The organism is Paenibacillus sp. FSL K6-2524 (assembly GCF_038005525.1).
GTDB classification, from domain to species: domain Bacteria; phylum Bacillota; class Bacilli; order Paenibacillales; family Paenibacillaceae; genus Fontibacillus; species Fontibacillus anaericanus.
This window is the reverse complement of the sequence record NZ_JBBOSP010000001.1, coordinates 1,006,580-1,029,078: the sequence shown is the minus strand read 5'-3', so window position 1 is coordinate 1,029,078 and position 22,499 is coordinate 1,006,580. Positions and strand designations below refer to the sequence as shown.

General features: G+C 44.6%; 22 protein-coding genes. All 22 read right to left on the bottom strand.

Going from position 1 to position 22,499, the window contains the following annotated elements; translation table 11 throughout:
- Positions 1–11: 11 nt before the first annotated feature.
- Positions 12–596 (bottom strand): CPBP family intramembrane glutamic endopeptidase, encoded by a 585-nt coding sequence (locus NST85_RS04460; RefSeq protein WP_341188654.1) that lies wholly within the window; start codon positions 594–596, stop codon positions 12–14.
- Entirely contained in the window at positions 593–1,363 is a 771-nt protein-coding gene (locus tag NST85_RS04455; protein WP_341188653.1) for a hypothetical protein, read from the bottom strand. The genes NST85_RS04460 and NST85_RS04455 overlap by 4 nt, the downstream gene beginning before the upstream one ends.
- Positions 1,360–2,061: an ABC transporter ATP-binding protein gene (locus NST85_RS04450; protein ID WP_127192988.1), complete on the bottom strand. Its 702-nt coding sequence runs from the start codon at positions 2,059–2,061 to the stop codon at positions 1,360–1,362. The genes NST85_RS04455 and NST85_RS04450 overlap by 4 nt, the downstream gene beginning before the upstream one ends.
- 43 nt (positions 2,062–2,104) lie before the next feature.
- Positions 2,105–2,479, bottom strand: a complete 375-nt coding sequence (locus NST85_RS04445; protein ID WP_341188652.1) for a GntR family transcriptional regulator — start codon at positions 2,477–2,479, stop codon at positions 2,105–2,107.
- Between the two features lie 48 nt (positions 2,480–2,527).
- Positions 2,528–3,307, bottom strand: coding sequence for an ABC transporter permease (locus NST85_RS04440; protein ID WP_341188651.1), 780 nt, complete (start codon positions 3,305–3,307; stop codon positions 2,528–2,530).
- Complete coding sequence (locus tag NST85_RS04435; protein ID WP_341188650.1) at positions 3,300–4,250, bottom strand: ABC transporter ATP-binding protein; 951 nt, start codon at positions 4,248–4,250, stop codon at positions 3,300–3,302. Before NST85_RS04435 ends, NST85_RS04440 begins: the two co-directional genes overlap by 8 nt.
- A gap of 204 nt (positions 4,251–4,454) precedes the next feature.
- Positions 4,455–5,717: a threonine ammonia-lyase IlvA gene (gene ilvA, locus NST85_RS04430; RefSeq protein ID WP_341188649.1), complete on the bottom strand. Its 1,263-nt coding sequence runs from the start codon at positions 5,715–5,717 to the stop codon at positions 4,455–4,457.
- Between the two features lie 52 nt (positions 5,718–5,769).
- On the bottom strand, positions 5,770–6,705 hold the full coding sequence (locus tag NST85_RS04425) for a VOC family protein (RefSeq protein ID WP_341188648.1): 936 nt from the start codon (positions 6,703–6,705) through the stop codon (positions 5,770–5,772).
- 266 nt (positions 6,706–6,971) lie between these two features.
- Positions 6,972–7,193: a hypothetical protein gene (locus NST85_RS04420; protein ID WP_127192993.1), complete on the bottom strand. Its 222-nt coding sequence runs from the start codon at positions 7,191–7,193 to the stop codon at positions 6,972–6,974.
- Between the two features lie 94 nt (positions 7,194–7,287).
- Positions 7,288–8,196, bottom strand: a complete 909-nt coding sequence (locus NST85_RS04415) for an AraC family transcriptional regulator (protein ID WP_127192994.1) — start codon at positions 8,194–8,196, stop codon at positions 7,288–7,290.
- Positions 8,197–8,610: 414 nt separating this feature from the next.
- Positions 8,611–9,876: a phosphoribosylamine--glycine ligase gene (gene purD / locus NST85_RS04410; protein WP_341188647.1), complete on the bottom strand. Its 1,266-nt coding sequence runs from the start codon at positions 9,874–9,876 to the stop codon at positions 8,611–8,613.
- Positions 9,877–10,230: 354 nt separating this feature from the next.
- Entirely contained in the window at positions 10,231–11,778 is a 1,548-nt protein-coding gene (purH, locus tag NST85_RS04405; RefSeq protein WP_127192996.1) for a bifunctional phosphoribosylaminoimidazolecarboxamide formyltransferase/IMP cyclohydrolase, read from the bottom strand.
- 181 nt (positions 11,779–11,959) lie between these two features.
- The gene (gene purN / locus NST85_RS04400; protein ID WP_341188646.1) at positions 11,960–12,580 is read right to left on the bottom strand and encodes a phosphoribosylglycinamide formyltransferase; all 621 of its coding nucleotides are present in this window, start codon (positions 12,578–12,580) and stop codon (positions 11,960–11,962) included.
- Positions 12,580–13,623, bottom strand: a complete 1,044-nt coding sequence (purM, locus tag NST85_RS04395; protein ID WP_341188645.1) for a phosphoribosylformylglycinamidine cyclo-ligase — start codon at positions 13,621–13,623, stop codon at positions 12,580–12,582. Before purM ends, purN begins: the two co-directional genes overlap by 1 nt.
- A gap of 53 nt (positions 13,624–13,676) precedes the next feature.
- On the bottom strand, positions 13,677–15,158 hold the full coding sequence (purF, locus tag NST85_RS04390; RefSeq protein ID WP_341188644.1) for an amidophosphoribosyltransferase: 1,482 nt from the start codon (positions 15,156–15,158) through the stop codon (positions 13,677–13,679).
- Positions 15,140–17,386, bottom strand: a complete 2,247-nt coding sequence (gene purL, locus NST85_RS04385; protein WP_341188643.1) for a phosphoribosylformylglycinamidine synthase subunit PurL — start codon at positions 17,384–17,386, stop codon at positions 15,140–15,142. The genes purF and purL overlap by 19 nt, the downstream gene beginning before the upstream one ends.
- Entirely contained in the window at positions 17,364–18,053 is a 690-nt protein-coding gene (gene purQ / locus NST85_RS04380; protein WP_341188642.1) for a phosphoribosylformylglycinamidine synthase subunit PurQ, read from the bottom strand. Before purQ ends, purL begins: the two co-directional genes overlap by 23 nt.
- A gap of 3 nt (positions 18,054–18,056) precedes the next feature.
- Complete coding sequence (purS, locus tag NST85_RS04375; protein ID WP_341188641.1) at positions 18,057–18,302, bottom strand: phosphoribosylformylglycinamidine synthase subunit PurS; 246 nt, start codon at positions 18,300–18,302, stop codon at positions 18,057–18,059.
- Between the two features lie 62 nt (positions 18,303–18,364).
- A complete protein-coding gene (locus NST85_RS04370; RefSeq protein WP_127193003.1) occupies positions 18,365–19,264 on the bottom strand; it encodes a phosphoribosylaminoimidazolesuccinocarboxamide synthase in 900 nt (299 codons plus the stop codon).
- 75 nt (positions 19,265–19,339) lie between these two features.
- Positions 19,340–20,638: an adenylosuccinate lyase gene (gene purB, locus NST85_RS04365; RefSeq protein WP_341188640.1), complete on the bottom strand. Its 1,299-nt coding sequence runs from the start codon at positions 20,636–20,638 to the stop codon at positions 19,340–19,342.
- Entirely contained in the window at positions 20,635–21,825 is a 1,191-nt protein-coding gene (gene purK, locus NST85_RS04360) for a 5-(carboxyamino)imidazole ribonucleotide synthase (protein ID WP_341188639.1), read from the bottom strand. Before purK ends, purB begins: the two co-directional genes overlap by 4 nt.
- Complete coding sequence (purE, locus tag NST85_RS04355; RefSeq protein ID WP_127193006.1) at positions 21,822–22,322, bottom strand: 5-(carboxyamino)imidazole ribonucleotide mutase; 501 nt, start codon at positions 22,320–22,322, stop codon at positions 21,822–21,824. The genes purK and purE overlap by 4 nt, the downstream gene beginning before the upstream one ends.
- Between the last annotated feature and the right edge of the window lie 177 nt (positions 22,323–22,499).

Sequence of the window (22,499 nt, the reverse complement as noted above, 5' to 3'; positions counted from 1 at the left end):
GAATAGTGATATTAATAAATTAGATGAGGCATGAAACAAACAACCTGGAATGATGGAGCCCCAGCCTTTTTCTGACTGATCCATCCCAATACCCAACCAATACCACCAGTTAGTAAAACAACCCCGATCATTCTCATTTCAAATCTACCGCTAATGGAAGACAGCATGATCGCATGTAATGAGCCAAATAAAATCGCTTGCGTAAGATTAGCTATGTTAAAGCCAAATCTCGAACAAAGCCTTTTGTTGATGAATCCACGAAATAATATTTCTTCTGAGAGTCCTGTTTGTAGGAAAGAGTAAATCAATGCGGGTATTATTGCTGAGGCACCTTGTGCTGCAAATTGAGAAGTTGCTAATTCAGTCGAGTTGGATAGCATAGGCAAAAGGTATATTATCGTAAAACAACCTACGACAACAAAGCAGACATATAACCATAGAAGCTCCGCTTTGTTGCGTATAATAGGCCTTGTCAGTCCTAGCCAAACAAAGAAATTTTCTTGTTTCCTACTCGTAAACAACCAAAAGATAAAGGGTATAAATGAAAAGAGCAGCACTTGAATCACTGCACTAATCAATAGTGAGACAGTATTCATACTTGTTCTTTACGGTTTAGTAATAATACCGTTGCGTATATAATGAGCGCGATAAAGATCAGTTCTATTGCAACGGTGCGCAAATCGATTAAAAGTAGGCTACGATCGATCTTAAGCTGACCACCACCTGTCACATACGACAGCTCAACTTCCGTTCCACGCGATATAACTAGGCCCGTCGCACCATTGGTTTCCCCCAGTAACTTTACTTCTAACCAGTTGAGAGCGCTCTGAATGGCGAAGAAACTGATAATCCCGATCCATCCGCCAAGTCTTCCTTTGATTGATGCACTAAGCGTACTCGCTAACATGATCGTTACGAAAAGGAAGGTATATGCCCAGAACAATTGAAACAGTACGACTAGCACATCTGGTACAGAACCTAATAGATCAGCTATCTGATCCGCACTTAAAATACGTTCAAAATAATTGTAAATAACAATATGCAGTACCGAAATAGCAAGAAGTACAATGAACGTGATCCATCCTAGAACCAGAACGGAGAAGATAATATGACTGGAACGTTGCGGCAATAATCTCCGACTATAGGCTTTAATATTCTTTCTGTATGTTATTGCTACTAGAATGACGCTAAACGTTCCCACGAACGAATATAACACAATAGTTAATGCGAGAATGATTTTGGGGTCCCAGCCCCTGATGTTACCCATAATCGATATAATCAGTTGCAGTGCGATTAAGATAGCACCCACACTTAGAAAAGTAGTGGCATTGCGTTTCAAGTCGTATTTAAGCAGCTTCATCATTCTGCAAACACCTCTTTGAACATGTCATCTACACTTTTACCGTGTTTGATACGAATATTCTCAACTTCATCCTGCATGACAACTTGGCCATCACGGATAAAGATCACTTCATCAAAGATACGTTCAATGTCTCTGACTAGATGAGTTGATATCAGCATACTGCTGTCTTCGCTATAGAACTCTACGATGGCATCAAGAATTTTTGTGCGTGCCACAGGATCGACTCCGCCAATAGGCTCATCAAGCAAATACAACTTAGCGTTGCGGGATAGAGCAAGCGTTAATTGTAGTCTCTCGTTCATTCCCTTGGATAGTGAACTGATCCGATCCCTGGTGCTCAAGTTCATGAAATCAAGCATCTTCCGTGCCTTAGCCTCATCGAAATCGGCATAGAAGTCGCGGGAGAATTCGAGGGCATCACTTACTTTCATCCATGATTCAGTTAGTGGACGATCAGGCATGAAGGAGACGATAGCCTTCGTACTAAGTCCCACTGGAATGCCCGCTACCGAAGCTGTCCCTTGCGAGGGGCGAATCAGCCCCGCAGCGATTTTCATTAATGTTGTTTTTCCGCTTCCGTTTGTTCCGAGTAGGCCAACTATTTTACCTGCACCTATGTCGAATGTAACGTCGCGTAACGCTTTTTTGGAACCATAGGATTTAGAAATTCCTTGAAACTGCAATAAGCTTTCTTCCATTTCCATTCTCCTTATCATTTGGAGTAACTCATCCAAGTAGTATTTAGCTCTTATTCTCCGCTTCGACTGCTTCAGCCACGATGACTGCAATATCCTGATTGGAAAAACCGAGCTCTTGCATGCCATGAATAAAGCTATCCAGCAGATCTCCTGCCATTTCTTTTTTTATGGTCATAATTTTCGCTTCCTCACTTGTCACATATCTTCCTAACCCGCGTCTTGTCTCGACTACATCTTCCCGTTCCAGTTCTTGAAACGTTCGTTGTATCGTGTTTGGATTAATTTGCAATTCTGCTGCAAGCTCGCGAACGGAGGGGATTTTATCTCCAGCCTTTAATTTACCGGTTACAATCTCTCTCTTGATCCTATTCATAATCTGCAAATAAATCGGTAAGTTATTATCGAATTCCATACTCACAATGTGAATTGCTCCTTTCCGCCGTTATGCCTGTTTTAGAGCATAGCTCTATGCGACATCCCGTTTTTTAAACGTAACAAAGCTTGCTCCAAGAAACAATACCATATATACAGCAATTACTATAAGTGAGAAATTCATCGTCATCCCTTTAAATGGCGCACCACCGTTACTGTATACCGACAGGTCCGCATTTGTAAAAATTATATATTTAACCACGGCGTATTTAGATAGCAACATCGTAACCAAACCCTCAAGTAGAACTATAAACATGCCTACTCCGATCGTTGCACCTGTTGATTTTGTTAGCACACCCACCATAAATGTGATCGTAACATACACGAGCGTGTATATTAGACTGTATAGGCCTCCCGTAAAGACATCGTTCCAGCCTATCTCAGATCCACTAAAGCCAAATGCAATTCCTCCGGTGATCATAGCAACAATTCCTGTGCAAAGAAATAGAGATAATGTATACAGCACTGCTGTCACATACTTCGAAGCAAGAATTTTATTCCTACTTTGGGAGCGTATGAGTAGCAGCTTGATCGTCCCTAGACTGTACTCCTTGGTCACGATCCCCGCTGAGGCAATAATAGCCAAGAAGGTGATAAACTGTCCCATGCCACTGTGAGACATGGCATTTTGAATAAAGTCCAAGGTAGATACAAATTTTCCTTCTGAACCCATTCCCCCTGTCGACTCATATACTTTAGCTAAATAACCGAACAATCCTACATAACCGATCAAGACCGCATAAGGGATAAAGAAACTCCGTTTCTTCGACAATTTCAACCATTCGTTAACAACCAGATTTCCAAAACTACGCAATGCGGTTCCCCTCCGTCCATTTCAAGAATTCATCTTCTAGTGACTCGCGGTTCTCCTGAATCCGATAAATCGCTATCCCTTCCGTACCTAAAGCATTCACCACACGTGGGATATAGCTATCACGGACTGCCACTCTAACTTCATTCATTTCCAGAACGCAATCCAGAACTTGTATCTCCTCCATACGTTCCAGTCTTTCTTTAGCCCGCAATGCGTCATCTACACGGAAAGTAACATTCACCTTTTCAGCCGCATCAACCGGCATACTGAGTGATCTCATCGTGACTAGCTTACCTTCTTGGATGACAACAACTCGGCTACACATCTGTTCCATCTCCGACAACAAATGGCTCGAGACTAGAATCGCTATTCCTTCTTGGCTGGCGATTTGCTTCAAGTAGTCCCGCATTTCCCTTATACCTGCGGGATCCAATCCATTAGTTGGTTCGTCTAATATTAAGATCGAAGGTTCATGTAGCAAGGCTTGTGCAATCCCTAGACGTTGCCGCATCCCAAGCGAGTAGGCCTTAACTTTCTTATTCATCGCTTCCTCTAATCCAACAAGCTTCGTCACCGCGTGAATTCGTTCCTCTGTTATCCCCTTCGTCATCCGTTGGTATTGCTTCAAGTTGTCATAGCCGGTCATATAGGGGTAAAACTCGGGATTCTCAATAATTCCACCAATATGGGAGATCGCTTCGGAAAAATTACTTCGAATACTTTGCCCTTTGACGAGCACATCCCCTTCTGTCATCCCAATCAAACCAACAATCATACGAATTGTAGTTGTTTTACCTGCCCCATTCGGGCCGAGTAATCCCACAACTTCCCCTTGCCGCATATCAAATGAAAGTTGATCTACGATCACATGCTTTCCGATCTTCTTGGTTACCTTGTTCACTGAAAGAACGACTTCATGCTTCTCTTGCTTAAGTCCGTTCATAACGCACCTCTTTTGTATTAGTGTTATAGTTGAATAGTACACTAGTAACATGACATTGTAAAGAGCTTTTTTTGGGAAAATAATACTTTCGGGGTGCCTAAATTCAAACTCTGCAGATCATTATAAAAAGATGCTCACTCAATTAACTGAGGAGCACCTTAACATATCCATTCATAAAACTATGATTTTCGAATTCTTCTACGCTTAAATCAACAAGTTAAACAAATTTATATCATGATTTAGCTCTTTGTATTCGATACCACTTTTATCCATCCTGCTAATTAGCCCGTCATAGTCAGCTTTGTCACTCAGCTCGATACCAACCAACGCCGGGCCGTTCTCCTTATTATGTTTCTTCGTATATTCAAACCGCGCAATATCGTCTTTGGGACCCAGTACTTGCTCCAGAAATTCACGGAGAGCACCGCTGCGCTGCGGAAAGTTAACAACGAAATAATGCTTCAATCCCTCATAAATGAGCGAGCGCTCTTTCATTTCCTGCATCCGATCGATATCGTTATTCCCACCGCTTATAATACACACAACCGTTTTCCCACGGATTTGATCTCGATACATATCTAGCGCAGACACAGGTAGCGCACCTGCAGGCTCAACCACAATTGCACTATCGTTATACAACTCAAGTATAGTCGTACAAGCTTTACCCTCCGGCACTTGAACAATATCATCAATTAAATCAGTACAGATCTTATAGTTCAGATCTCCTACACGTTTAACAGCTGCACCGTCAACGAATTTATCTATGCTCTCAAGCGTGACCACCTTGCCTTGCTTTAAGGCTTCAGTCATGGATGCCGCACCTGATGGTTCTACTCCGATTAATTTCGTTGTAGGACTTACCGTTTTAATATATGTACCTACCCCAGAGACCAATCCTCCGCCGCCAATCGTAACAAAGATATAGTCAGCAGGTGCATCAAGAACCTCCATAATCTCCATTCCGATCGTTCCGTTACCAGCTACGATCTTCTGATCGTCAAACGGATGAATGAAGGTTCTTCCTCCTTCAGTACAAGCCTTCATAGCTTCAGCATAAGCGTCATCATAAGTGTCACCTGTAAGAATAATCTCCACATGTGAGCCACCAAAACGTTTCACCTGCTTCACCTTTTGGTTTGGTGTCGTACTCGGCATATAGATTTGTCCTTGAATACTAAGTGCATTGCATGAAAATGCTACACCCTGAGCGTGATTACCTGCACTTGCGCATACAATTCCCTTCTTCATATCTTCCGGTCCAAGACTACGAATCCTATTATAGGCTCCTCTTATTTTGAAGGAACGTACGATCTGTAGATCCTCACGCTTTAAGTACACATTACATTCATATTTTGCCGATAAAGTAGGATCTAATTGCAGCGGAGTGCGTCTAACAACTTCCTTAAGAACATGATGTGCTCGTACGATATCTTCCATTCCCACCACTTGCCGTTCTCCCTTGCTCATCTCTTTCTCCTCGATTCGTATGCTTTATATAATTAATTATAAGTGCTATGTCTTAATCTAACGCCCGCACTACAAAAGGTTTCAACTTCTTCTCAATGACCGCACGCTGCGACTCAAGCTGCTCCGGTAGATCAAGTCTCCCACCTAAATCCTTTATTCTCTGATCACATTGAAATCCAGGAAGGTCTGTTGCGATCTGAAAAAGAATATTCCCAGGTTCACGGAAATACATAGCCTTGTAGAATTGTCGATCGACAATTTTGGCAGACTGCATTTCACTAGTTCCAATAAGAGAACCCCATGCTTCCAGTTCCGCGTAATCCTTGGCTCTCCAAGCGATATGATGCACCGTTCCTGCACCACCTTCACCTACTGGGATATTCTCAGCATTCAAATCTATCACATTGCCGAGCTCGCCGTCTGCCTTAAAGCGGATTAAGCCCTCTTCTGCAGCAATCTTGCGAAGTCCAAGTAAGTTCACAAGCACCCGTTCCGTACTTTTACTATTAGAGCTGAATAGAAGCGCACCAGCAAATCCTTTTATCGCAAACTCCACCGGCACTGAACTTAATGACCACCAGCTATTAGGTCCCTGCTCTCGCTCTACTAATTCAATAATTAGTCCAGAATTATCGGTAAAAGTAATATATTTTTCATCAAAACGAGTTGCTTCCATCACTTCAATTTGAAAATGCTTAAGTCTTTTTCGCCAAAAAATCAGGCTATCCTTCGGGACAGCATACACAGTAATACCGACTTGTCCGCCTCCAAGCGTCCCTTGACGGGCATCTTCTTGTGGAAAAAAACTAATGATTGTCCCTGGACTTCCGGATTCATTACCAAAATATAAATGGTGTATCTCCGGGGCATCGAAATTAACACTCTGCTTCACGAGTCTCAGTCCGAGAACCCCCGCATAAAAATCGACTGTAGCCTGCACGTCGTTGACAAATGCGGTTATATGATGAATTCCCGTTGTTACTGGCACGGTCTTTCCCCCTGAACTTTGATAATCGTTACTTGTCGTCCTATTACATTCCCTATTCACCAATCCCAATCCGGGCATCTTGTCCAAAAGAGAACTGTACCCCCTATTATAATGGAAATCACCGTGGAATTTAAAGCGCTAAAGTTCTATATTCGATTTATTCAAACCTTCATCTACAAATTGCATCTAAGTTGTGACACTATAACAATCAGGGCGCCTCTCCAGTTAAAGCCCGAAAGCTCAAATGGAGTGACGCCCTAATTGGTTTAATCTTTCTTTGGAATAAGCCGTTCGTCTGTCTTACCTTCATGATGATTGTCATAAACCAATTCTGTTAGTTCCCACTCCGTCGTTCCGAGCACCAGATCAGCAGGGAATTCCTCGCCCCTTTTTAGACATTCCTCGTGCCCTACTTCGTTAGTATATACGCCATCCACATCCACGATTTCACGGGATATTGGAGACATTTCTTTATCCTTTTTACTCATTACATGACGCCTCCCAAATTCAGAGAATGGGTGAGAATAACTCTCCATTAACATACGTCAAAATAACCTCTGTTATCCTTGGGAAGCGTCTTGGTTATACTTCCATTTTCTTCACTGGACGTAATACAGCATAACCATAACCTTCTGGAAAATGCCGCTGGTAATCTTGTTTCTGCTCTTCATCCCAGACATATCCAAGTGTCCTTGGATCAAAGTTCCAAGCTAGTTCCTCCACGGCCTGCATAACGGGCCAATTATCCTGTAAATAATGATACGGAGGATGATAGAACACGATATACTCCGAATCAGGAATTAGCTTATGCTGCATACCCTCAGGTATATCTCCAATATCATCCATTGGCACGGGAATTCCGTATAAATATCCCTTTCTCCCCTTCTCATAAAACCAACCTGCAGTTTGTCCAAGCTGGCCCAACAATGTGCGGCTAGACATGCTCTCTAATGTACCGGAAATCTCATCACAATTATGATCGTTCCCCCAAAAATCACCATAGTTATCGGTATCAATATCCCATAGACCGATAAATTTGTGGGCTGGAATAAACTCCATTTTAACCTCAACTGGTTGCACTCTAGAATTATCCATCGTATCTTGCTCCTTCATTGAATAATGATAAGGAGAGAACACTTCAGTCCTGACTTTAAGCTGAATTGGATGCTTAGACCTACGATAAACATTTGGTGAAACTCCAAACGCTTTGACGAAAGCACGTGTCATAGCTTCTTGGGAGGAGAAGCCATACATCACAGCTACATCCAAAATTCGTTCATTCGTGTCGCGGAGCTCCATAGCAACACGGCTGATACGCCGCATCCAGACATAATCCCTTAATGTCATTCCCGTGACGAGATGGAATTGCTTGGTGCAGTAATACGGTGAATAACCTAACTGCTGTGACATTTCTAGTAAAGTTGGTGTCTCACCTAAATTATCGTCTACCCAATCAATCATCAACTGCACCATCTCATTCCATTCGTACATTGTAGCTGTCACTCCTCTCATCACAAATCGTAGCATACGAGCAAATATACACTTTTGATCTCACTTGCATAATGAATACAACAGTGATTCAAGAATACCCTGACATCGATAAATACTTATCAGGAAATTCTCCAGCTAATAGATAAATATCCTTCTCGGAAAAGAGTTTAACTGGAATTTCTCCATCTGATTCGATACTTGAAGCTAGTACGTGAAGAATCAGCTTCAATTAGCTGGAGTTTTTCCAGTTAGATAGCTGAAAATGGTACCACTCACAAACTTAACAGGAGATTTTCTAGCTAAATAAATAACAGCATCATCTGGGAGTCTAAACACTCTTACAGGTAGCTCTAAATAGAAAAAGACCTTCACAACTACGACTATCGTAGAAATGAAGGTCCTCAAATGTGTACTCTATACTAAGGCTTTAGCCGCAATATCACTTCGATTGTGCTTGCCTTCGAATGTAATGCCTTCAGCTATAGCATAAGCGTTCTTGCGTGCGGCAGCAATGTCTTGTCCTATACCCACAACGCCAAGAACGCGTCCACCGTCAGTAACCCATTCGTCGTCTGCATTCTTTGCCGTACCGGCATGGAATACAAGCGCATCCTTCGCTTTCTCAAGTCCTGAGATCTGTAATCCTGTCGGATAGGAAGCGGGATATCCACCGGAAGCGAGCACTACGCATACAGCTGCTTCATCGCTCCACTCAATCTCGACCTGATCCAGTGTGCCGTTTACAGCAGCCAAGAAAATTTCCAACAAGTCGCTCTTCAAGCGCGGTAGAACAACCTGTGTCTCAGGGTCGCCAAACCGAGCATTAAACTCGATTGTCTTGGGCTTACCATCAGGTGAGATCATCAGACCTGCGAATAGAATACCACGGAAATGACGTCCTTCCGTAACCATTGCTTTGGCTGTCGGCTTGATAATTGTTTCGATAGCTTCTTCAATAATGCTATCTGCAATGTGAGGTAGCGGGGAGTAGGTTCCCATACCACCTGTATTTGGACCTTGATCCGCATCATAGACCTGCTTGTGATCCTGCGCAGCTGCCATCGGACGAACCGTCTCTCCATCAACAAAGGCCAGAATAGACATCTCTTGACCTGCTAGGAACTCCTCGATAACGACCTGGGCACCGGATTCACCAAAAACCTTATTCACCATGATATCTTTTAAGGCAGATTCGGCTTGCTCGGAGGTAAATGCAACCGTAACACCCTTACCAGCAGCCAGCCCATCCGCTTTGATAACTATCGGCAGAGGTTGGCTCTGTAAATATTTCAGCGCCGTCTCATATTGATCAAACTTCTCGTAAGCCGCTGTTGGAATATCGTATTTCTTCAGCAAATCCTTCATGAACGTCTTACTTCCTTCAATATACGCCGCATTCTTGCGCGGTCCAAATACCGGAATATCCTTAGCCTCAAAAGCATCTACAATTCCATCCACAAGTGGATCATCAGGACCAACGACAACAAGCCCAACTTTCTTCTCCTGTGCGAAAGCTGTCAGTCGGTCAAACTCGTTCACCTGAATAGGTACAATCTCCGCAATTTCGCCAATTCCAGCATTACCTGGCGCACAATAAATTACTCCTGCATTCGGACTTTTGGCTAATGCCCAGCAAATTGCATGTTCGCGGCCTCCGCCACCAATCACTAAAATATCCATTGTTTCCCCCTTTGCTACCTAGCAAGAAACGGCAGGACGTCTGCAAGAATGATGAGCGGAGACATGATTCACACACGTCCCCACTCACCTACTTATTAACGGTCCTGCCGCCCTATTATAGTTGAACTAATCATTGTGATTATAGGCTCCGTGAGCGAAAAGTTCTTACGATCGCTGTTGTCCCCAAATTTCTTGATTGAATTATTATAAAGGTTGAAATTCGGGGACAAAGGCGAACGAAGCTTATCCTTCCGATGTAGCTTTCCTAAGGAAAGCTTTTAGCTTCTTTAGAATCATTTCGCTCTCTCCGCAATATCATCATTCTTTATTTCATCAAATATAGCCGGTTATAACTTAGTGTTTGAAATGTCTTACGCCAGTAAATACCATGGCAATTCCATATTTATTCGCCATTTGAATCGATTCTTCGTCTTTAACCGATCCTCCTGGTTGAATGATAGCCGTTACACCAGCTTTTGCAGCAGCTTCTACTGTATCTCCCATAGGGAAGAACGCATCGGAAGCGAGTGCACTGCCTTGTACCTTGTCGCCCGCTTGTTCGATTGCAATTTTTGCCGATCCAACTCGGTTCATTTGTCCTGCACCTACACCAATTGTCATATCATCTTTAGCTAATACGATCGCATTAGACTTCACATGCTTAACAACTTTCCAACCGAAGAGTAGTTGTTTCAGTTCTTCCTCTGTTGGCTTACGGTCAGTTACAACTTTCAAATCTGCTTCAGTCACCGAGTGAGTATCACTCTCTTGGATTACCATACCTCCGTCGATGGAAGTTACAACGAATTGACTCTTCCGATCGCCACCAAGTTCCAAACCACCTAATTTCAATAGGCGAATGTTTTTCTTCTTCGTAAGGATATCAAGCGCTTCTTGCGTAAAGCCTGGGGCAAGGATGATCTCAAGGAAGATATCCTTAAGTAGATTTGCCGTATCTTCGTCGATGATGCGGTTAGCCGCTACAATTCCGCCGAAGATCGACACTGGATCTGCTTGGTATGCTTTTTCATAGGCTTCATAAATGCTCTTGCCTACACCTACACCGCAAGGATTCATATGTTTCACTGCTACTACGGCTGGTTCTTCAAATTCTTTGACAATCTGCAGAGCCGCATTCGCATCGTTAATATTATTATAGGACAATTCTTTGCCGTGCAATTGCTCAGCCGTTGTTAGTGTGTCTGCACCCGCAAGCGGTTTGCGATAGAATGCCGCCTTTTGATGTGGATTCTCACCATAGCGAAGATCTTGAAGCTTCTCGTAAGTAACTGTGAAGCGCTCCGGAAGTGGATCACCATTCACATTGCTTAAATAATCAGAAATCAAAGCATCATAAGCCGCCGTGTGGCGGAAAACTTTGGCCGCAAGCCGTTTACGTGTTTCAAGGGTCGTGTCGCCTTCACTACGAATCTCTTCGAGAACCTTACTATAGTCGTCAGAATCAACAACTACACTAACAAAGGCATGGTTCTTAGCGGCGGAACGAAGCATAGTTGGTCCACCAATATCGATATTCTCAATGGCGTCTTCATAAGCCACATCCGGTTTAGCAATCGTCTCTTGGAACGGATATAGATTAACGACTACTAGATCGATATAATCAAGACCAAGTTCCTTCATTTGGGCCTGATGTTCTGCGCTATCACGCACAGCCAGGAGTCCGCTATGAACAGCAGGATGTAGCGTCTTTACACGACCATCCAAAATTTCGGGAAATCCTGTCACATCAGAAATACCGATGACAGGTACCCCTTCCTTCGACAACAGGTTTTTCGTTCCCCCTGTCGAAATAATCTCCACACCCAATTGCGACAGCTCACGGCAAAAATCCACGATACCTGTTTTATCTGATACACTTACTAGCGCTCTTTTGATACTCACGAATTGGCTCCTCCTTTATAATGGCAACTGACTTGGACGCTCTAGCGACAAGTTAATTTAATAACCCGATATTTCTCGGGAAATATCGAAATCATGTCACGCATCCACTTCGAAAAATACTTATTTCGCATTCATTGTCATACCCATAGTGCATTTCAGCATATTGGCGCATATTCGAATGTCAGATCCCGTGCTCTACTGTAATCTTTCGACCCGATATATGGACACGTCCCTTAGCGAACCATGACACAACCTTAGGATATAATTCTGACTCCGCTGTATGAATCTTGTCTTCAAGTGACTGAATACTGTCATCCTCGTCGATGTGAACCACTTGCTGAGCAATTACAGCACCGCTGTCCATCCCACCATCCACCAAATGAACCGTAACTCCAGTTACTTTGACACCATAATTCCAAGCTTGACCAATCGCGTTGACTCCAGGAAACGACGGCAATAATGAAGGATGAATATTAATCATTCGGCCAGCATAAAGATCGACCAAAACTGGAGTAAGCAGCAGCATATATCCAGCAAGCACAATGAGATCAATACCTCTATTGGCAAGTTCCACAGCAATCTCCGTTTCGTATTCTCCCCGGGAAGCGTACGCCTTCGGATCGAATAACAAACAGTCTATACCTGCTTTGCGTGCACGTTCCACCACAGGAGCCTGTGCCTTATTACAGACAAGAAGGGCGATTTCCGCCCCAAGCTTGCCATCATTCGCCCAGTCCACTAGATTCTGAAAGTTACTTCCTTGGCCGGAGGCAAATACAGCAATCCGGTACGGGGACGTCATTATATTTCAACTCCTGCAAATGTCACTTCCCGATTTCCTTCGGTTACCCGTCCTATGACATAAGGGGTTTCTCCCGCAGCACGAAGAGCTTCTAGCGAAGACTTGGCTTGATCTTCACCAACTACGATGACCATCCCTATGCCCATATTGAATGTAGTAAACATGTCACGGTTGCTAACATTACCCTTCTCCTGCAACAGCGAGAATATCGGCAAAATTGGCCATGTTCCATAATCAATATTTACGTTCACACCATCCGGCAGCATCCGTGGAATGTTCTCAATAAATCCACCGCCCGTAATATGCGCCATCCCTTTTACTTTTACCTGCTCTAGTAAGGAAAGTACGGGCTTCACATATAATTTAGTTGGTGTGAGCAATACTTCACCAAGCACCTCGTTACCAAGTTCAGGCAACTTATCATGAAGATCATAGCCAGCATCTTCTAGCAATGTTTTGCGTACAAGTGAGAAACCATTACTGTGGACTCCACTTGAAGCCAAACCGATTACGGTATCTCCTGGTGCAATCATGCTGCCGTTAATGATTTTACTCTTATCGACAACACCAACAGTAAATCCGGCGATATCGTATTCACCTTCTGCATACATACCAGGCATTTCTGCTGTCTCGCCGCCAATTAGTGCGCAGCCTGATTCCGAGCAACCATCAGCAATACCTGATACGATTGCTTCAATCTTAGTAGGAATTACTTTATCGCAAGCAAGATAATCTAGGAAGAAAAGTGGCTCTGCACCTTGCACAATGATGTCGTTGACACACATAGCTACAGCATCGACACCAATCGTGTCATGTTTGTCCATAGCGAAAGCAATTTTCAGCTTCGTACCTACGCCGTCTGTTCCTGATACAAGCACAGGTTCCTCGTATTTATCCTTATTCAATCCGAACAAGGCGCCAAAACCGCCCAAATCAGTCATTACTTCTGGACGCAATGTCCGCTTAACGTGACTCTTCATCCGTTCTACCGCTTCATTACCCGCCGCGATATCTACTCCGGCATTTTTATATGCTTCAGACACGTAAGGACACTCTCCTTAAGGTTAATTTCTTAATCCTATGAACTACTTAGCTATTAACAACTACAGCCGAATTTCTCTTCACCGTCAAAATCAGTCCGTGTAGGGTAGTCGTTATCGAAGCAAGCCATACAAAGTCCACCTTTGTACTCACTTCTGCTGTCGCCACCAACCGCTTGAATTAGGCCTTCGGGACTTAGGAATTGCAGTGAGTCTGCGTTGATCTCTCGGCAGATTTCTTCAATCGTCTTATAGGAGGCGATCAAGTCTCCCCTATCAGGTGTATCGATCCCATAGAAGCAAGGATTCTTGAAAGGTGGTGATGTAATACGAACGTGGACTTCTGTTGCACCAACTTCACGCAAAAGATTAACGATACGCCGAGAAGTCGTACCACGAACGATAGAGTCATCGATCATGACAACACGTTTACCTTCCACCACACGGCGAACGGCACTCAGTTTCATCTTCACACCCTGCTCACGCAGTTCTTGGCTTGGTTGAATGAAAGTACGTCCCGTGTATTTATTCTTGATCAATCCTAGCTCATAAGGAATGCCTGTCTGCTCAGCATAACCTATCGCAGCAGATATACTAGAATCAGGAACACCGGTCACAATGTCTGCATCCACGAATGATTCCTGTGCCATGATCTTCCCCATCCGTTTGCGGGAAGAATGCAGGTTAGAACCATTCAAATCACTATCAGGACGGGAGAAGTATATGTACTCCATTGCACATAGTGCCTTCCGCTGCGGAGTGGCAAAACGCTCCTCACGTAGACCGTCCTTATCCAGCACAAGCATTTCACCAGGTTGAATATCTCGAACCATTTCAGCTCCAACAACTTCAAATGCACATGTCTCCGAAGAGAATAAGTACGCATCACCCAGACGTCCCATAGTTAGTGGACGTAGACCGTGTGGATCACTAGCAACGATCAACTTATCATTCGTAAGCAGTAAGAAGGCAAATCCACCAACCAATTGGCCAAGTGCATCCTTTGCCGCTTCGACGAAATCTTTCGAAGACCGCGCGATCAAATGCGCAATAACTTCCGTATCACTTGTCGTTTGAAAGATCGATCCGCTTTGCTCCAATTCATGCCGAATCTTCGGTGCATTGACGATATTGCCGTTCGTTGCCACCGCCAGATCACCATCGCGGTACTTGAAGATAAGTGGTTGAGCGTTCGCCAGTCGACTGTCTCCGCTAGTTGAATAACGGACATGCCCGATAGAACGATCACCTTTTAATGACAGCAACTTATCTCGATCAAATACTTCCTTAACGAGTCCCATACCACGGTGATAATTAAAATCTTCACCATCCGAAACGCATAGGCCTGCGCTTTCTTCCCCCCGGTGCTGCAATGCATGCAGTCCGTAATAGGATAAGGAGGCAGCTTCGGGATGATTAAACACCCCGAACACGCCACACTCTTCCTTTAAGGTATCAAATATATCGTCTTTCCCTGTACCTTCGTTATAATAATCTCCCGTCCAAAGACCTTGCGGTATTATGAGTTCATCAGACATGGAATTACATCCTCCCAGACCTGCTTCAATCCCTTCACCGGTCTGCTTAGAACGGAGTTACCGCCCAAGATAATCTCAAGGTTTTGACCTTCAACCTTGCCGATATTCTTCACAGGTACACCACGTGATGAGATGAACTGTTCCAATTCAGCTGCTTTTTCAGGTGAAGACGATAGCAGAATACGGGACTGTGATTCACTAAACAATGTGATATCAGGACGAAGATTACTTTCAAACGAAACTTTTGCTCCAAGTCCTCCACTAATACAAGATTCAGCAAGCGCAACAGCAAGACCACCTTCAGACAAATCATGCGCCGAGCGCACTAGCCCTTGCTGGATAGCCGCAAGAACCGTGTCTAGCAAGTTCTTCTCGGTATTTAATTCAAGCTGCGGTGGACGTCCCTCAGTCACACCGTGTACGATCGCTTGGAATTCACTACCTCCAAGCTCAGCGAAAGTATCACCTAGCAATAGAATCGCATCACCCTCGGATTTGAATCCTTGTGTCGTAATATGATCTGTATCGTGAATTAGCCCTACCATACCAACCACTGGGGTCGGATAGATTGCGCCTTTCGTATTCTCATTGTATAGACTGACATTACCGCCGATGACCGGTGTATCTAGTTCACGGCAAGCTTCCGCCATACCATCTACTGCTTTTTCCATTTGCCAGAAGATTTCTGGTTTCTCTGGATTACCAAAATTCAGATTATCCGTAATCGCAAGTGGCTCCGCACCAGAGCAGACGATATTACGTGCCGCTTCGCTGACTGCGATCTTTCCACCAACTTCAGGATCGAGATACACAAACCGTCCGTTACAGTCGGTTGTCATCGCAAGTGCCTTCCGTGTTCCCCGAATGGTCACAACAGCCGCATCCGAACCCGGGCGAACCGCTGTGCTCGTACGAACCATATAATCATATTGGTTATATACCCAAGCTTTACTCGAGACAGATGGAGAAGATAACACTTTATCCAGTGCCTCACCTAGATCCGTAACCTCGTCGTAACGCAATGTATCCACATTGGCATTTTGCTCATAATAAGCTGGAACCGCAGATGGTTTGTCATAGATCGGACATTCATCTACAAGCGCCGTCACTGGCATATCACCTACTAATTCACCATGATGGAACAACTTTAGCATGCCATCATCAGTTACCTTACCTACTTTGGCACAAATAACGCCCCACCGATCAAAAATCTCCTGAGCTTGCGCCTCATCCTTCGGTTCTACAACGAATAACATCCGTTCTTGGGATTCGGAAAGCATCATTTCATAAGCAGTCATTCCGTCTTCACGTTGCGGTACTTGATCTAGGTAAAGTTCTAGACCATTCCCCGCCTTACTTGCCATCTCAGCACTGGAACAGGTAAGACCAGCAGCACCCATATCCTGAATACCCAGTACGATACCGGAATCAATCAACTCTAGACAAGATTCCATAACCAGTTTCTCCATGAAAGGGTCGCCTACTTGTACGGCCGTCCGTCTAGCTTCTGATTCATCCGTCAATTCTTCCGATGCAAATGTTGCCCCGTGAATACCATCTCTACCTGTTGGTGGTCCAACATAGAACACTGGGTTCCCTACACCTTTAGCTACACCGCGCTGAATTTTATCATGATCAATCAGACCCACACACATCGCGTTAACTAGTGGATTACCATCATAGCTATCATCGAATACGACTTCGCCACCCACCGTTGGAATGCCAATACAGTTACCATATCCAGCGATCCCTGATACGACATGTTCGAATAGGTATTTGACACGCCCACTTTCCAGCTTACCGAAACGCAAGGAATTAAGTACAGCGATAGGTCTTGCACCCATTGAGAAAATATCACGAATAATTCCGCCCACACCCGTTGCCGCACCTTGGTAAGGCTCGACTGCCGAAGGGTGATTATGACTTTCAATTTTGAATACAACCGCCTGATTGTCACCAATATCAACGATACCCGCACCTTCACCAGGTCCCATTAGGACGCGAGGTCCAGTGACCGGAAAACGACGAAGCAATGGTTTGGAGTTCTTATACGCACAGTGCTCAGACCACATTACGCTGAAGACACCAATTTCTGTATAGTTGGGACGACGCCCAAGAAAGCCACAGATCAGCTCGTACTCATTATCCGAGACACCCATTTGCTTATATATTTGCTGTTCTGCAATTTGCTCTGCATTCGGTTCCTTAGCGGATACTTGCTGACTCATGTTGATCCCTCCAAGCCTTTAATATCGAAATAAACATCCCTTTTCCATCTTCAGAACCTAGTAGACTGTCCACCGCGCGCTCTGGATGTGGCATCATGCCAACTACGTTGCCACGCTCATTGGAAATGCCTGCAATATCATCTAACGAACCATTCGGATTCCCTACATAGCGGAAAATAATTTGCTTGTTCTCTTCCAGTTTCGCAAGTGTTGCTTCATCACAATAATAGTTCCCTTCACCATGGGCGATCGGAATCTTGATCTCTTGACCCTTTTCATACTGCGATGTAAATGGATTCTCATTGTTCTCAACCCGGAGTATCGTATCGTGACAACGGAACTTCAACGACATATTGCGACGCAATGTACCCGGAAGCAGTCCTGCTTCAGTAAGAATCTGGAATCCATTGCAAATACCAAGAACATACTTACCTTGTTCTGCTGCCTTTGCTACCTCAGCCATAACCGGAGCAAACCGAGAAATGGCACCACACCGGAGATAATCACCATAAGAGAAACCACCAGGAACAAGAATACAATCGTATGCTGATAGGTCTGTTGCCGTATGCCATACGTAATCGACAGGTTCATTCAAAGTATCTTCTACCGCTTTATAGCAGTCGATGTCACAGTTTGAACCAGGAAATACAAGCACTGCGAATTTCATGAATCAAACCTCCAATTCAAAGCGGTAATCTTCTACAACTGTGTTAGCTAGTAACTTCTCGCACATGTCTTTAACACGGGCTTCAGCTTCATTCAGATCATTGGTATCCAGTTTGATTTCCATATATTTACCAATCCGAACACTTTGCGCTTCTGTATAACCCATAGAATGAAGAGCCCCTTGTACAGCAACCCCTTGTGGATCAAGTACACTTTGCTTAATAGTTACATAAACCGTCGCTTTAATCATATTCCTCGTATTCCTCCTAGTATTGGAATTTGCAGTATAAAATTGATGATCATGAAAGTAAATTATGATAGCTCTTGCTTCGTAAGGCGCTTGAATATGTCTCGGTAACGCCGAGTCGTCTCTTCCACTACGGCTAGCGGAAGGGGATCAGGCTTGCTGTTCTTGTCCCAATCTGAGCCTAACAGATAGGTGCGGACAGGCTCTTTGTCCATACTGTCGATTTCTATGTCGAGCGCATAATTTTCTCTAGCCCAGAAGCGTGAAGCATCCGGTGTGAAAATTTCGTCAATCAGAATCAGTTTGCCATCCACCAGGCCAAATTCCAGCTTACAGTCGGCAAGAATGATGTTGCGTTCCTCGCAGTAATCCCGAGCGAATTTGTACATCTCAAGGCTACGGCTGCGAAGTTGCTCCGCAAGGTCGTTTCCGACCATATCCACCATCGCTTCGAACGAAATGTCCTCATCATGACCTACATCGTTCTTAGCAGCAGGTGTAAAGATCGGTTCACGTAGTTTGTCGTTTTTACGGAGACCTTTCGGCAGATTAATGCCATTAATTTCACCATTCTGTACATATTGACGCCAACCGCCACCTGTTACATAACCCCGTACAACACATTCAATATCGATACGCTGCGCTTTACGAGTGACCATTACCCGGTTCTTGAGTATCGGCTTATGTTCTTCATTAATGACAGAACCAAGCTGTTCAATATCTGTATGAATCACATGATTCTCAATTAAATCCTTCGTCTTCTCGAACCAGAAGCTGCTCAGTTGATTCAGCACATTACCCTTATCAGGCACTGCTGGATCCAGTACATAATCAAATGCAGAGATACGATCTGTAACAACGATCAAATAATAATCTCCCAAATCATACAGTTCCCGGACCTTGCCTTTATACAGCAAAGGGGCGTTCACAATATCTTCTGCCGTGGAAATTGCCGGTGATGACATGTTTACTGTTCTCCTTTTGACGTCCTAGGACCCTGCTATGGGGTCCCACGCCTCATCGATTCATGTATTCTTGAACTATTCAGTCAAGCCTAGCTTGCGGAATATCGTATCCACATGTTTCAAATGCCATGAAGGATTGAAGGCATCTTCAATCTCTTCCTTACTAAGTACCGCTGTGATTTCTGGCGTCTCTTCCACAATGTCACGGAACTGCCGCCTTGTCTCCCAGGCCTGCATAGCGCGTGGTTGCACCGTATCATAAGCTTGCTCACGGCTGAATCCTTTGTCGATCAACTTCGTCAACACACGGCCAGAGAAAGGTACTCCGAATGTACGACCCATGTTACGTTCCATGTTCTCAGGGAACACGGTTAGATTCTTCACAATGTTACCAAAGCGATTCAACATGTAGTTGAGCAGCATGGTCGCATCCGGTAGAATGATACGCTCTACAGAGGAGTGTGAAATATCGCGCTCATGCCATAGTGTCACGTTCTCATAAGCGGATACCATATGACCACGAATGACGCGTGACAATCCAGAAATGTTCTCACTACCGATTGGATTACGTTTATGCGGCATAGCGGATGATCCCTTTTGCCCTTTAGCGAATGCTTCTTCTACCTCACGGAATTCACTCTTCTGCAAAGCACGAACTTCCGTTGCGAACTTATCAAGTGACGTAGCAACCAGAGCAAGCGAAGCCATGTACTCTGCGTGACGGTCACGCTGTAATGTCTGGGTTGAGATCGGCGCTGCTGTTGTACCTAGTTTCTTGCAGACAAATTCTTCAACGAATGGATCGATATTCGCATAAGTACCCACCGCACCAGAAATTTTACCAAACTGTACGCCATCCGCCGCCCGGCGGAAACGCTCTAGATTCCGTTTCATCTCCTCGTGCCACAGTGCCATCTTAAGACCAAAAGTTGTTGGCTCAGCATGAACACCATGCGTACGGCCCATCATTGGTGTGTTCTTATAAGCTATAGCTTTATTGCGCAGGATCTCGATGAAATTAATGATGTCTTGCTCCAAAATATCATTGGCTTGCTTAAGTAAATAACCGAGCGCTGTATCAACTACATCAGTTGAAGTCAGACCGTAATGTACCCATTTGCGTTCAGCACCAAGGCTCTCAGACACAGAACGAGTAAAAGCGATCACATCGTGACGAGTCTCCTGCTCGATTTCGTAAATACGATCAATATCAAAAGACGCATTTTTTCTAAGCAGCGCCACATCATCTTTCGGAATGACGCCGAGCTCAGCCCACGCCTCGCAAGCGCATATTTCCACTTCTAGCCAAGCCTTAAATTTATTCTCTTCTGTCCATATGGCTCTCATTTCCGGTCTGCTATAACGTTCGATCATGAATGTTGATTCCTCCAAATTTTAGTTTGCTGTATCCAGTCTAAACCGTCCTGCACATGACTACATAGTAAATTGATATGTCCCATCTTTCTTTTGGGGGCTGAACCATTCTTCCCATATAGATGAAGCTTCGGTACAACCTTGGAGTTTGCCCAAGTCAAATCTTCCTCTGTTAAAGCCTTAGCTACTGCATCCATATGCTCACCAAGCACATTGACCATTACCACAGGGGATAGAAGACTTGTCTTACCCAATGGTAAGTTGCAGATTGAACGAACATGTTGCTCGAACTGCGACGTCGTGCATGCCTCCATTGTATAGTGTCCTGAGTTATGAGGACGTGGTGCAAGCTCATTGACGTACAATTCTCCACCCTCTGTCAGGAACATCTCCACAGCGAGGAGTCCAACAGCCTCCATCGATTCCGCTATCCGAGCCGCTAGTTGCTCCGCTTGACGAAGCACTGACTCTTCCACTCTTGCTGGAACAATGGAGATATGTAGGATGTTATCCACATGAATGTTCTCGGCTACCGGGAACGTCATAACTTCCCCGCGTGGACTGCGAGCAGCAATAACTGACAACTCTTTTACGAAAGGGATAAATTGTTCCAGTACAAGCTCTGTTCCCGCTCGGCTCAATTCGCTATATGCAGGGCCAATCTCAGCTTCCGATTTGATGACCCATTGACCCTTACCATCATATCCACCAGTTACTGTCTTCAATACACTTGGAATACCAAGGCGCGATACCGCTTCCCGTAGTTCCATCTCACTACTAATTTCCGCGTAAGGTGCCACCTTCACTCCCGCCGCTTCCACAGCTGCCTTCTCCCGAAGTCGATGCTGTGTCGTGTAGAGCAACTTACTTCCTTGTGGTACATACGATAATCGTTCTAACAATTCAGCTACCTCTACATCAACATTCTCAAACTCATACGTGATCACATCTGAACGTTCCGCCAGTAGACGGGCTGCTTTCTTATCATCGTATCCAGCGACAATTTGCTCTGTTAGTTGACCACAGGGACACTCTGGTGTCGGATCAAGCGTAACAAAATGGTAGCCGAGATTGCTACCTGCAAGAGCCATCATTCGTCCTAATTGTCCCCCACCTAGCACGCCGATTCTCGATCCCGGCCCGATGATGGGTTGTTGATTGTTATCGCCACTAATTGTCCCGCTCATTGCATAATCTCTCCCAATTCAGAACTGCTAGCTAGTACCTCTTCACGAATACGATCACGACGCACTTGCAATCTTTCCGATAGCTGAGAATCAAAAGCACCTAGCATTTGTGCCGCAAGCAAACCGGCATTAATAGCTCCCGCTTTACCAATTGCAACCGTAGCTACTGGAATACCTCCAGGCATCTGTACGATCGAAAGCAGCGAGTCAAGCCCATTCAGCGCTGCCGATTTGACCGGTACGCCGATCACAGGTAGTAAAGTCTTTGCCGCTACCATGCCTGGTAAATGCGCCGCGCCACCTGCACCCGCGATAATTACCTTAAGCCCCCGTGATGCCGCATTCTCCGCAAATTCAAACATCAAATCAGGCGTACGGTGAGCGGAAACAACTTGCTTTTCATAAGGAACTTGGAGTTCCTCCAGTATGGCACATGCATGGGACATCGTATCCCAGTCCGATTTACTACCCATGATCACTGCTACCTGTGCTGACATGACTCAACCCACTTTCTAATATTTATGAACAAACTTATCAATCCAGCGAAGCGATGACTATTCCTTTAACGCTAAAAAAAGTCCGGCACTCTCTGGAAAATAGCTAGTATTTTCAGAAATTCCGGACATCAAAGTGAATACGAATAGGGATGTAAGAACAATCCCTACCCATGACAA

Bases quoted from the DNA above. Each gene is read 5' to 3' on its own strand.
- NST85_RS04435 (WP_341188650.1), bottom strand. From the start codon at position 4,250: ATGAACGGACTTAAGCAAGAGAAGCATGAAGTCGTTCTTTCAGTGAAC.
- NST85_RS04415 (WP_127192994.1), bottom strand. From the start codon at position 8,196: ATGTACGAATGGAATGAGATGGTGCAGTTGATGATTGATTGGGTAGAC.
- purN (WP_341188646.1), bottom strand. From the start codon at position 12,580: ATGACGTCCCCGTACCGGATTGCTGTATTTGCCTCCGGCCAAGGAAGT.
- purE (WP_127193006.1), bottom strand. From the start codon at position 22,322: ATGTCAGCACAGGTAGCAGTGATCATGGGTAGTAAATCGGACTGGGAT.
- purK (WP_341188639.1), bottom strand. From the start codon at position 21,825: ATGAGCGGGACAATTAGTGGCGATAACAATCAACAACCCATCATCGGG.
- purB (WP_341188640.1), bottom strand. From the start codon at position 20,638: ATGATCGAACGTTATAGCAGACCGGAAATGAGAGCCATATGGACAGAA.
- purF (WP_341188644.1), bottom strand. From the start codon at position 15,158: ATGTCTGATGAACTCATAATACCGCAAGGTCTTTGGACGGGAGATTAT.
- NST85_RS04460 (WP_341188654.1), bottom strand. From the start codon at position 596: ATGAATACTGTCTCACTATTGATTAGTGCAGTGATTCAAGTGCTGCTC.
- NST85_RS04450 (WP_127192988.1), bottom strand. From the start codon at position 2,061: ATGGAAGAAAGCTTATTGCAGTTTCAAGGAATTTCTAAATCCTATGGT.
- purL (WP_341188643.1), bottom strand. From the start codon at position 17,386: ATGAGTCAGCAAGTATCCGCTAAGGAACCGAATGCAGAGCAAATTGCA.
- ilvA (WP_341188649.1), bottom strand. From the start codon at position 5,717: ATGAGCAAGGGAGAACGGCAAGTGGTGGGAATGGAAGATATCGTACGA.
- purS (WP_341188641.1), bottom strand. From the start codon at position 18,302: ATGATTAAAGCGACGGTTTATGTAACTATTAAGCAAAGTGTACTTGAT.
- purD (WP_341188647.1), bottom strand. From the start codon at position 9,876: ATGGATATTTTAGTGATTGGTGGCGGAGGCCGCGAACATGCAATTTGC.
- NST85_RS04455 (WP_341188653.1), bottom strand. From the start codon at position 1,363: ATGATGAAGCTGCTTAAATACGACTTGAAACGCAATGCCACTACTTTT.
- purQ (WP_341188642.1), bottom strand. From the start codon at position 18,053: ATGAAATTCGCAGTGCTTGTATTTCCTGGTTCAAACTGTGACATCGAC.
- NST85_RS04370 (WP_127193003.1), bottom strand. From the start codon at position 19,264: ATGTCATCACCGGCAATTTCCACGGCAGAAGATATTGTGAACGCCCCT.
- NST85_RS04420 (WP_127192993.1), bottom strand. From the start codon at position 7,193: ATGAGTAAAAAGGATAAAGAAATGTCTCCAATATCCCGTGAAATCGTG.